General features: G+C 60.5%; 9 protein-coding genes. 4 read left to right on the top strand and 5 right to left on the bottom strand.

Annotated features, from left to right (window positions below; all coding sequences use genetic code 11):
- Positions 1 to 69: 69 nt before the first annotated feature.
- Positions 70 to 1,098, top strand: coding sequence for a hypothetical protein (locus QQF73_RS12355; RefSeq protein WP_285368416.1), 1,029 nt, complete (start codon positions 70 to 72; stop codon positions 1,096 to 1,098).
- Between the two features lie 22 nt (positions 1,099 to 1,120).
- Here QQF73_RS12355 and QQF73_RS12350 read toward each other — a convergent pair whose 3' ends face one another.
- Positions 1,121 to 1,372 (bottom strand): hypothetical protein, encoded by a 252-nt coding sequence (locus tag QQF73_RS12350; RefSeq protein ID WP_219867553.1) that lies wholly within the window; start codon positions 1,370 to 1,372, stop codon positions 1,121 to 1,123.
- 213 nt (positions 1,373 to 1,585) lie between these two features.
- Here QQF73_RS12350 and QQF73_RS12345 point away from each other — a divergent pair, with 213 nt between their 5' ends.
- Positions 1,586 to 1,930, top strand: a complete 345-nt coding sequence (locus tag QQF73_RS12345; protein WP_219867552.1) for a hypothetical protein — start codon at positions 1,586 to 1,588, stop codon at positions 1,928 to 1,930.
- Between the two features lie 2 nt (positions 1,931 to 1,932).
- On the opposite strand, the gene QQF73_RS12340 is transcribed toward QQF73_RS12345, so the two are convergent.
- A complete protein-coding gene (locus QQF73_RS12340) occupies positions 1,933 to 3,219 on the bottom strand; it encodes a serine hydrolase domain-containing protein (RefSeq protein ID WP_219867551.1) in 1,287 nt (428 codons plus the stop codon).
- A gap of 41 nt (positions 3,220 to 3,260) precedes the next feature.
- The gene (locus tag QQF73_RS12335; RefSeq protein WP_285368415.1) at positions 3,261 to 4,466 is read right to left on the bottom strand and encodes a GGDEF domain-containing protein; all 1,206 of its coding nucleotides are present in this window, start codon (positions 4,464 to 4,466) and stop codon (positions 3,261 to 3,263) included.
- Between the two features lie 176 nt (positions 4,467 to 4,642).
- On the opposite strand from QQF73_RS12335, the gene ybaK reads away from it, so the two are divergent.
- Both ybaK and QQF73_RS12325 read left to right on the top strand, forming a co-directional pair.
- Positions 4,643 to 5,113: a Cys-tRNA(Pro) deacylase gene (gene ybaK, locus QQF73_RS12330; RefSeq protein WP_285368414.1), complete on the top strand. Its 471-nt coding sequence runs from the start codon at positions 4,643 to 4,645 to the stop codon at positions 5,111 to 5,113.
- 3 nt (positions 5,114 to 5,116) lie between these two features.
- Positions 5,117 to 6,292, top strand: coding sequence for a cation:proton antiporter (locus tag QQF73_RS12325; RefSeq protein WP_219867548.1), 1,176 nt, complete (start codon positions 5,117 to 5,119; stop codon positions 6,290 to 6,292).
- Positions 6,293 to 6,394: 102 nt separating this feature from the next.
- On the opposite strand, the gene QQF73_RS12320 is transcribed toward QQF73_RS12325, so the two are convergent.
- Both QQF73_RS12320 and QQF73_RS12315 read right to left on the bottom strand, forming a co-directional pair.
- A complete protein-coding gene (locus tag QQF73_RS12320) occupies positions 6,395 to 8,638 on the bottom strand; it encodes an NADP-dependent isocitrate dehydrogenase (RefSeq protein ID WP_285368412.1) in 2,244 nt (747 codons plus the stop codon).
- Positions 8,639 to 8,965: 327 nt separating this feature from the next.
- Complete coding sequence (locus tag QQF73_RS12315; RefSeq protein WP_219867546.1) at positions 8,966 to 10,957, bottom strand: acetoacetate--CoA ligase; 1,992 nt, start codon at positions 10,955 to 10,957, stop codon at positions 8,966 to 8,968.
- Positions 10,958 to 10,960 lie beyond the last annotated feature (3 nt).

Raw genomic sequence — 10,960 nt, 5'->3', positions numbered from 1 at the left:
GGGCTAACAGCCCTGCGGGTAATCACTTTAGCCGTTTACCAACTGCCGCGCACCCCAGAGCCGTTCTAAATGAGACATTTCTGCAAGTTCAGTGCAATTGCCTTCGCCACGCTGTTACTGGCTGGCTGCGGTCCTGAGGATTCCGGACCCACCGCCTTCAATCCCGCCACCAACGTGGATCTCACCTTCTCGACGTTCACCCTGACCGAACAGACCGAAAATAGCCTGTTCGGTGACCTGGTAACGGCCGTGGAGCCGGCCGATGCCAATAACAGTGAGGCCCAAGCCATTGCCGACGGCATTCGCACCCAGCTGGCGCTGTTTCTCGGACTGACCTATGCGCAGGATGAGGGGCCGTCAATCGAATCGGTACGCAACCCGATGGACCTGATGCGCAGGGTCATTGGTGAAAACGAGGTCGCCAATTTCATTGATGCCCGCCAGTACATCAGCTCACGCATTGATGCTGGCCAGGCAGGGGAATACAGCAACACCACCAACGACGTCTCCATCCGCTTCACGGACCAGAAAGCGTTCACCGAAGGGCTGCCCGTAACCGAATACAACTGGCGTTACCCGATTGCAAAGTGGGTATACACACCGGATACCTCCGGCCTGGTGACGCGGGTAATCAGCTGGGTGGCGTCGGGCGACTTCCCGGCTGACTCCACGCGCCCCAGCGCCACCCTGGGCACCGAGTTCCGAGCCCGCGATTTCCAGACCTCCGGCTACAATGACGGCGCACGCCTGCACGCCGAGGGCAGCCTGGTCATCAAGGGGGAAAGGGAGTTGGCTTTTATCCGGGAATATCAGGATCTGAACACCGATACCGTGTTAATCGATGGCACTGCGGTTGGAACCAGTGAGGGCACACAGGGTGGTCCGGAATTCGAATTCGCCGGGGACACGGTCGATTGCCTGAAGATCGAGATGGACTATGCCGGCCCGTCGGTGGAGGTTTTCACGTCGCTGGATCAGCCTCCCCAGATGGAGGATCCGGACAATCCGGGCCAGACCATGGCCAATCCGGATTATTGCCTCAATCAGGATACCGCAACGGCGGGCTATCCAACCCGGCAAACCGGCTTGCGGATGTGAACGGTCACGGGAGCTCGACCGGCTAGCAGGTGCCCCTGCCAGTCAGCTTCCAGTTCTGGAGAAAACCTTTCTTGCGATCAATCATTCGCTCGTAGGTGGAGATCATGATCGCAGCGTGGGGCGCTTTAGTCAGTCGCAGGGTCTCGATGCGCCGTTCAAGGCGCTCGACTTCCGAGCTGACCTGCTGGTGAACATGGTCACGAACGCTGTCATGGTGATCAAGCTTGACCGTTCGTTCGGATCGGTCGGCGAAGGTCTGAGGGGGCTTATCCATTCGTCTTCTCGTCCAGTGAGTCGTGATAGATCCTGTTCCCATTTCGGAAGTCTGCCCATCTGTCCGGCAAAGTGCAATAAAAATGAATTTAGTTTCATTTTTATTGCCGGACCCGATTCGAGGACCTGCTCTTCACACGCAAAAAGCCCTGCTATAGTTCCCTGTAACATGCAGATTTTTCAGTATGATTCTGACCAACGCCCGGGAACTGCCATGACCCAGACCTCCGTCGCCGATACCCTCCGTGAATACCTGTCCCTGCTCGAGCTGCTGGACGATGCCTACTGGGAAGCCAGCAGCATTCATCACAAGGATATGCTGTACGACATCATCAGCATTTTCAGCCAGGAAGTGTCCGAGATAAACAAACTCAGCATCCAGGACCACCACTACCCCTATGAAGTGATCACCGAGGGCATTCGCAGGGTCGTACCGAAACTCGAGCGGCTGGATGAAAACCGGGAGGAGGTGATTCAGCGCACCCAGACACTGACAGATTTCCGGGACATCCTGTCGTCAGTGCTGGGCATTCTTGAGGAACAGTTGCGGACCCTGTGAATTCAGGCCGCAACCAGTGGCCGCTGGCTCTCGGGAATCAGGGGAAAGCGATTGCAGACGGTGTAGACGAATTTCGCCAGCGCCGGCAGGTGATGCCCAACAATGGGAATGCCGGTATTGAGCAGGCTGACTGAAATATCCCGCGCCGGATCCGCCCAGCACAGTTTGTTAATCAGGCCAATGTGACCGAAGGCGTAACGGCTCTGCGGTCCCCACAAGCCCACCGGGTTTCCACCGAGCATCATGCCGGCGCTGAAGCGCATGGGAATCATCATCGTCCGGTCAATCTGCAGCGAACCGAACTGCTGTATGGCCCGCCGAACCGTCATTTCACTGCAGATGCGCTTGCCGTTCCAGACCCCGCCATTGAGCATCATCTGGAAGAAGCGGCCCATTTCCTCGGCGGTACCACACAGATTACCGGCGGGAATGACCGCTTCCTGGAACCGGGGATCGTTGGAGACCTGCTCCACGGTCCGGATATCACTGCCCAGAGCGCGGCTGACAATCCACGAGACCGGAAACCGGGGGGTCGGACCAGTGGCGTAGTTGGTCGCCAGCTCGTGCAGGTGCTCCGGGGCAATCCCGTAAGTGAACCACTTCATACCCATGGGCTGGCGCAAGTGCGTGTCCAGGTAGTGCTCAATACTGTTGCCGGTGACCTTTTCCAGTACCCGCTGCAGCACGAATCCACCGGTCACGGCGTGGTAGGCCACTTTAGCGCCATCCACCTCCACTGGCTTGGCCTGACACAGCAGACGCCAGATTTCATCCTTGTCCCACAATACGTCGATAGGCGTTTCCCGCGGGATCGCCGGAATCCCGCCACGGTGGGAGAGCACCTGGTGCAGGGTGATCGTTCGCTTGCCGCCCCGGGAGAACTCCGGGCAATAATAGGCCACCGGGTCGGTCAGGCTCACCAGCCCATGCTCTGCAAGCATGTGGATCAGCAACGCCGTGACCGCTTTGGAGGCGGAGAAGTAACAGACGGGGGTTTCGGTCGTCATCGGTGTCTTCAGGACACTGGCGTTGTCCCGGGGACCATTGCCCGTGGCGTGCCCGATGGCCCGATGCAACACCTGTTCACCACGATGGCGCACCGACAGCTGCAACCCGGGATGAACGCCAGTCCGATACAACGCCTCGACACTGCTCCAGATGGCGTCAATCGCCTCCGAACTGACACCGGCCGCGTCAGGGTGCTCACCGGCGGCATCACGGTAGGTGACGGCAGACAGGTCTTTGGGAACATCACAGGTGTGCAGGGCACGGCGGGCGATTCGATTCATTCGGGTACAACCTTATTCAATGTTCTTTTGTTATCGGCGATTCAGGCACCATTATGAACATGCTCGGAGAGCTCTGCCATCGAAACGCAGTTGCGGCCCTGTTCCTTGGCACGGTACATGGCCTTGTCGGCGGCCGCACACAGGTCCGCAGCGGTCAGGCCATGACTGGGATAGACCGCCACTCCGATACTGATGGTCAGTGGCACGGTGTTACCGTCCCCCAGAGGGTGCGGCATGGAAGCGACCTGACGCCGCAGCCGCTCCGCGGTTTCCCGGGCCTCGACCACTTCCATCTCCGGCAACACGATCACAAATTCCTCGCCGCCAAACCGACCCACCGAATCGACCGTGCGCACGCTGTCCAGCAACAGCGCGCTGACCGCCTTCAGGACCGAATCACCGGCGGCATGGCCGCAGGTGTCGTTCACCTCCTTGAAATGGTCGAAGTCGATCCAGAGTAAGGCCATCGTGCGGTGATAACGCCTGGCACGCTCCAGTTCTTCCTCCAGGAGCCTCGACACCTCCCGCCGGTTGAGCAGACCCGTCAGCGAATCGCGGGTCGCCAGTTCCGCCAGTTCGTTCTCCAGCGCCTTGCGGTCAGAGATATCCAGAACAATGCCCTCCAGCACCGTTTCACCATCATCGTCAACGACGCCACGGCCCCGCTCCCACACCCAGATCTCGTCGCCGCCTTTGCGGATCAGCGAGTACTCCACCGAAAACGGCTCACCCCGGTCCAGCGCCGCCTTCACCTCCCGCTGCAACCGTTCGTTGGCGGCATGGTCCATCAGGTCGGCAAAACTGAGCTGGCGGTTGTTGACCAGGGCCGCCGGCTCGTAACCGGTGAGATCAATACAGCCATCGGAAACAAACAGCATGGTCCACTGGCTGTCGTAGCGACAGCGATACGCCATGCCGGGAAGGTTATCCATGAGTACGGTCAGCTGGCGCTCCCGCGCGCGGAGCGCCTGGCGCTGAGCGAACTGGAGCCTGAGCAGGGCGCGGTCCCGGTAGAGCTGGCGCAGGATCACGACGAACAGAACGAGTCCGGTGACCAGAATGAAGAAGGCCCCCTTCCAGGTCTGCAATCGGGCCAGGGTTTCCGGGTCCTGAAACCAGGACTCAAACAGACTGTCGGAAAACCCGATCCAGGCAAACCCGACCAGCAGATAGGTCAGCGCCACCCAGAGAGCCCGGCGGACCGGAAGCAACTGATCGGGGAGCTTGCGCTCGTTGGACTGTTTCATTCCAGTACCGCGTGTTTGCGTGGCGGCCTTGGCGATGAGCAGCCTGTTTTGGATAGTGTCATGCCGAGAAAATAGTCATTCTTCTGACATAAGTCGAGTCATGCCGGGAATGGGGGCGCTATTCTCCACCCTGACTGTGTTACCTTTTCAGAACGGACAATCAGGCAGGAGACGCCATGACCCCGGGGATCAACGCCACCAGGAAAGCCAGGATCAACCACACCATCCACGAGTACGATCACGACCCCGCCAGCGAGAGTTACGGCTCCGAAGCGGCCGACAAGATGGGGACCGACCCCCGTCGGGTATTCAAGACCCTGGTGGTTGCCATTGACGGCAAGGAACTGGCCGTTGGCGTGATTCCGGTCAGTGCCATGTTGAGCATGAAGCGGATGGCCCGGGCAGCCAATGGCAAGAAAGCAGCCATGGCCGATCCCCAGGAGGTCATGCGCAGCACCGGTTACGTCCTCGGCGGGGTCAGTCCACTGGGCCAGAAACGACGGCTGAAGACCTTCATCGACGCCTCGGCCCGGGAATTTAAGACCATCTTTGTCAGTGCCGGCCGACGGGGGCTGGAAATTGAATTGGCCCCCGACGACCTCGCCACACTGGTGAACGGTCGCTTTTTGCCAATTCAACAGGAGTGAAGGGTGTCCCACGCACTGGATCTGCTGTTGATCGGAGGCATCATGCTGGTGGCCCTCGCGGCCCACTCCCTCGGCCAGAGGGTCCACGTTCCCCGGGTGACGCTGCTGTTGCTGGTGGGCGCCCTGGCCGGACCGGAAATGCTGGACCTGATACCCCTATCAGTGAGTCACAATTTCTCCCTGGTCACCGAACTGACGCTTGCCATGGTGGGCTTTCTGCTCGGGGAACGGATGTCCTTCCGCGATCTCCGACAGGGCCGCGAAGCCATTGTCATCAGCCTCGCGGTGACGCTCATCACCGCGCTGCTGATTTTTGTGGGCATCTGGCTGGTCACTCAAAACCTGGTCGCCGCGCTCCTGCTGGCCGCAATTGCCACCGCTACCGACCCGGCTGCCACTCTGGATGTGATCCGGGAAGCCGGCGCCCGGGGGCCACTGACTCGCCTGGTGACGCAGGTGGTGGCCATCGACGACGCCTGGGGTGCGATACTGTTCAGTGTCCTGCTGGTGTTTGCTGAACTGGTGTCCGGCAACGGCGCCGAGCTTATAGAAACCATTGGCCATGGATTCTACGAGGTAGTCGGGGCCATCGCCCTGGGAGCCCTGCTCGGGCTACCCATGGCCTGGCTCACCGGGCGCCTCAAGCCCGGTGAGCCAATGCTGCTGGAATCAGCTGGCTTCGTTTTTCTGGCGGCGGGAATTGCCGGAGCCATCGACGTTTCGTATCTGCTGACCTGCATGGCGCTGGGTGTGACCGTCGCCAACAGGGCGCATCACCACATCCGTCCGTTTCGTTCGATCGAAGGCATCGTCGAGCCTTTCCTGGCGATGTTCTTCTTTTTGGCCGGTTTCAGCCTGGACTGGGAAGTGCTGCCAACTCTCGGGTTAATCGGTGCGGTCTACATCCTCGTTCGGATGATAGGCAGGGTCGCCGGGGGGTATGTTGGCGGGGTGCTGGCCGGCTCCGGGCACAAGATCCGTGTGCACACCGGCGCCTGCCTGCTTCCCCAGGCTGGTGTGGCGATGGGGCTGGCGCTGGTCGCAACCGACCGGATGCCGGAAATGATCTTTATCCTGCCACTGGTGATCGGCTCAACCGTTCTGTTTGAACTGCTCGGGCCGCCGATTACCATGAAGCAATTGCGCCAGGCGGGGGAAACCCGCAAGGACCCTCGCTAAAGACCAGACGACGATCACCAAGACACAAAAAACCCGGAGAACCTGGGTAGGTTGTCCGGGTTTTTCGGGAGGGACCGGCCCTTCAGGCCCGCCCCCTCAGCCTTACTTAACCGAGGCACGAGCCTCCTCGAGGATCCTGTTCAAGGTCGCACTTGGCTGCATGATCTCGCAGACCTTCTCCATCGGCGGGTGATAATAGCCGCCGATATCGGCCGGTTGGCCCTGAACCACGGTCATTTCCTCCAGGATCTTGTCCTTGTGCTCCTCCAGCTGCTTGGACAGCTTGGCGAAGAATTCCTTCAGCTCCTTGTCGCTGTCCTGCTTGGCCAGTTCCTCGGCCCAGTAGCGGGCGAGGTGGAAATGGGAGCCACGGTTATCGAGTTCACCGGTGACCCGGGACGGCGACTGGTTGTTCTCCAGCAGGCGCTCCGTGGCCTTGTCCAGGGTCTGACCCAGCAGGCGAGCACGCTCGTTGCGCTGCTTTTCACCGAGCTCATCCAGGGACACTGCCGTGGCCAGGAATTCACCGAGTGAATCCCAGCGCAGATGGTTCTCCTGGATCAGCTGCTGCACGTGCTTCGGCGCGGAACCGCCGGCACCGGTTTCATACAGGCCACCGCCGTTCAGCAGCGGCACGATGGACAGCATCTTGGCACTGGTGCCCAGCTCCAGGATCGGGAACAGGTCCGTCAGGTAGTCGCGCAGGACGTTGCCGGTGACGGAGATGGTGTCCAGGCCGCGAATCAGGCGCTCCATGGTCCAGCGGATGGCACGGACCGGCGACATGATGCGGATATCCAGACCCTCGGTATCGTGATCCTTCAGGTAAGTCTCGACCTTCTTGATCAGCTGGGCATCGTGGGCACGCTCATCGTCGAGCCAGAACACCGCCGGCATACCGGTGGCGCGGGCACGGCTGACCGCCAGCTTGACCCAGTCGCGGATCGGCAGGTCCTTGGTCTGGCACGCGCGCCAGATATCGCCTTTCTCGACGTTGTGCTCGGTCAGCACGGTACCGTCCTCGGCAATGACCCGGACCACACCGTCTTCCTTGATCTCAAAAGTCTTGTCGTGGGAGCCATACTCCTCGGCCTTCTGCGCCATCAGGCCCACGTTCGGCACCGTACCCATGGTGGTCGGATCGAAGGCGCCGTGGGTCTTGCAGAAGTTGATGACTTCCTGGTAGATGGTGGCGTAGGTGGACTCCGGCATGACCGCCTTGGTGTCCTTGAGCTTGTTGTCACGGGCCCACATCTTGCCGGAGTTGCGGATCATCGCCGGCATGGAGGCGTCAACAATCACGTCGCTCGGTACGTGCAGGTTGGTGATGCCCTTGACGGAATCGACCATCGCGATTTCCGGACGGTGCTCGTAACAGGCGTGCAGGTCTTCCTGAATCTGCTCCTGCTTGGACTCCGGCAACTGCTTGATTTTCTCGACCACACTGGACAGGCCGTTGTTCGGGTTAACCCCGATTTCATCAAACAGATCACCGTACTTGTCGAACAGGTCCCGATAGAAAACCTTCACCGCGTGACCGAACACGATCGGGTGGGAGATCTTCATCATGGTCGCTTTCACGTGCAGGGAGAACATCACACCGGTTTTCTCACAGTCTTCGATGGCGTCCTCGAAGAACTTGACCAGCGCTTTCTTGCTCATGTACATGCCGTCGAGCACTTCACCTTCCTGCAGTGGAAGCTCGGATTTCAGAACGGTCTGCTTGCCCTGCTTGTTCTCGAACACGATACGGGCGGTGGTGGCCTTGTCGAGGGTGACCGACTGCTCGCTGGAGTAGAAGTCACCGCCGCGCATGTGGGCAACGTGGGTCCGGGACGCCGGGCTCCATTCGCCCATGGTGTGGGGGTATTTGCGGGCAAAGGCTTTGACCGCTGCCGGGGCGCGACGATCGCTGTTGCCCTCGCGCAGAACCGGGTTAACGGCGCTGCCCAGTACCTTGGCGTAGCGGGACTGGATTTCCTTCTCTTCGTCGGTCTCCGGATCTTCCTTGTATTCGGGAACCTTGTAGCCCTGCTCGTTCAGCTCTTTGATGGCTGCGCGCAGCTGGGGGATGGAAGCAGAGATGTTCGGCAGCTTGATGATGTTGGCATCCGGGTCCTTGGTGTACTCGCCCAGCTCAGCCAACGCATCCGGAACCCGCTGGTCTTCTTCAAGGTAGTCCGGGAAGTTCGCCAGAATACGCGCCGCGAGAGAAATGTCGCTGGTTTCGAATTCAATGCCAGCCGGCTTGGCGTAGGTTTCCAGGATGGGAAGAAGCGACCGTGTCGCGAGGGCAGGTGCCTCGTCGGTCAGGGTATAGACAATCTTTGCTTTGGATGATGTCATTTTCGTCCTCAGGCTAATGGGTGGGTTCAGGACGGTCACGGCGGGGTCAGGCGTCTTGTGGACGTCCGACCCGAGCGATGACTGATTAGGAACTTTTGATAGACCTACTAAGATACCATTTTTTCATGAATTCTGGTTACGATCTTAGTATAAGAACGGACGAAAAGTTCGCTAATTCCCGTTACAGGACGATGAAAAACCTCGAATTTACGAAACTTTAGTACATTCCGGGGTTTCAAGCCGGCAGGCCGCGAGGGTTACCGCCCGCCAAAACCTGCGCACAGTTTTGGCGATCAGTAACCCCTCGCTGGTCAGGCCCTGTCGGTTTTACCCGTTCGGCAGCAGGCTGGCATCGGCCAGCTGGTTCCGGATGTGATCCAGCGCTTCCGGGTTCGACAGGGCATCCCGGTTGTCCGCCTTGGACGAGCCATTGATCAGGCGGGCCACCGCCAGTTCGACTTTTTTGCCACTGCGGGTGTACGGGATGTCAGCCACTTCGACAATGTGCTTGGGCACATGCCGGGGGCTGGCACCTTGGCGGATGCGGGTTCTGAGCTGCTTCAGCAGATCGTCGGTGATGGTCTGGCCGTCGGCCGGCACCACCAGCAGCACCACTTCAACATCGCCGTCGATCTGGCGGCCGACCACCAGACTGTCCTTCACCTCGGCCACGGTTTCCACCTGGCGGTAGATTTCCGCGGTGCCGATGCGCACACCCCCCGGGTTCAGGGTAGCGTCGGAACGGCCATAGATAATGGCGCCGCCGTGCTCGGTGAATTCGATGAAGTCACCGTGCGCCCAGACCCCGGGGAAAGTATCGAAGTATGCCGCGTGGTAGCGGGCACCGTCAGGATCGTCCCAGAAACTGACGGGCATGGAGGGTAGTGGCTGGCGACAGACCAGCTCGCCCCGGCCGCCACTTACCGGCCTGGCGTCCTCGTCGTAGGCCACGGCGTCGACGCCCAGGAACCGGCACTGGATTTCACCGCGACGGACGGGCAGCAAGGGGGTGGAACCCACAAAGCAGCCGCAGATATCGGTGCCCCCGGCAATGGAACCCAGCAGCACACCGGGCGCGCCATCGCTGTAGACCCAATCGTAATCCTCCGGCAACAGCGGCGAGCCGGTGGAGAACAGCACCCGCAGGGCGCTCAGATCCAGCTCCCGCGCCGGCTTCAGCTCGGCCTTGCGGCAGCCGGCCAGGAACCGGGCACTGGTTCCGAAATGGGTGACTTTCTCACCTGCAACGGTGTCCCAGAGGAAACTCAGACTCGGGTACCCCGGCGAGCCGTCGACGGTGATCACCGCAGCCCCGGTCATCAGCGCAGAGGCCTGCCAGTTCCACATCATCCAGCCGCAGGTGGTGAAATACAGGAACCGGTCTTCCGGGCCGACGTCACCGTGCAGCATCAGTTCCTTGGCATGGTTCACCAGCAAACCGGCGTTGCCGTGCACGATGCACTTGGGTTTGCCGGTGGTGCCCGACGAATACAGGATGTAAACCGGGTGGTCCGGATCCAGGGGCGTAAAGGAGGGCGCCTGGCCGGTACCCGAAGCGATGGCGTCCTCCCAGGGTGTTATCAGGTCGCCCGGAATCGGCGCCTGATCTGGCAGCTGCTGGACGCTCACCACGCATTTCAGGGTCGGCAATCCTGCAACGAGTTCGGCAAAGTCATCCTGGCGGGCGAAGACCTTGCCGCCGTAGCCGTAGCCATTGACCGCAATAAGCGCGGACGGCTCGATCTGACCGAACCGGTCCAGGATGGCACCCACGCCGAAATCGGGCGATGCGGAGCTCCAGATCGCCCCGAGGCTGGTGGCGGCAAGCATGCCAACCATGGCTTCGTAGCCGTTGGTGACCACGCCGGCAACCCGGTCACCACTCTTGATGCCCTGACCACGCAGGAAGGCCTCCAGGGCTCCCACATCGGCTTTCAGTTCGGCGTAGGTACGGCGCAGGACCGGCCGGGTCTCACAGTAGGCCACGACCGCCTCGTGATTGGCATGGTCGCCGTCGGCCAGGCGCAACAGGTTGGCCGCAAAATTCAGTTTCATGCCCGGGAACCACTCCGCCCCCGGCATGTCACGCTTGCCCAGCACCTTGTCGGCGGGGGTGTCGCAGACCAGCCCGCAGTAGTCCCACACTTTGTCCCAGAAGGTTTCCAGCTCGTCGATGGACCATTGGTGCAGTGCGTGGTAGTCGGAAAACGGGCCGTAGCCCTGCTCTTCCAGCCAGGCCTTGAAACGGCCCATGCGGGAGTTCTTGAGCGTGTCTTCCGAGGGAGACCAGACTACCGGCGATTGTTCTGTCTTACTCATCCG

The organism is Marinobacter albus, from assembly GCF_030238305.1.
In the GTDB taxonomy this organism is placed as follows: domain Bacteria; phylum Pseudomonadota; class Gammaproteobacteria; order Pseudomonadales; family Oleiphilaceae; genus Marinobacter; species Marinobacter albus.
Note: the sequence above shows the minus strand (reverse complement) of the source record. Positions and strands in the feature narration are given on the sequence as shown.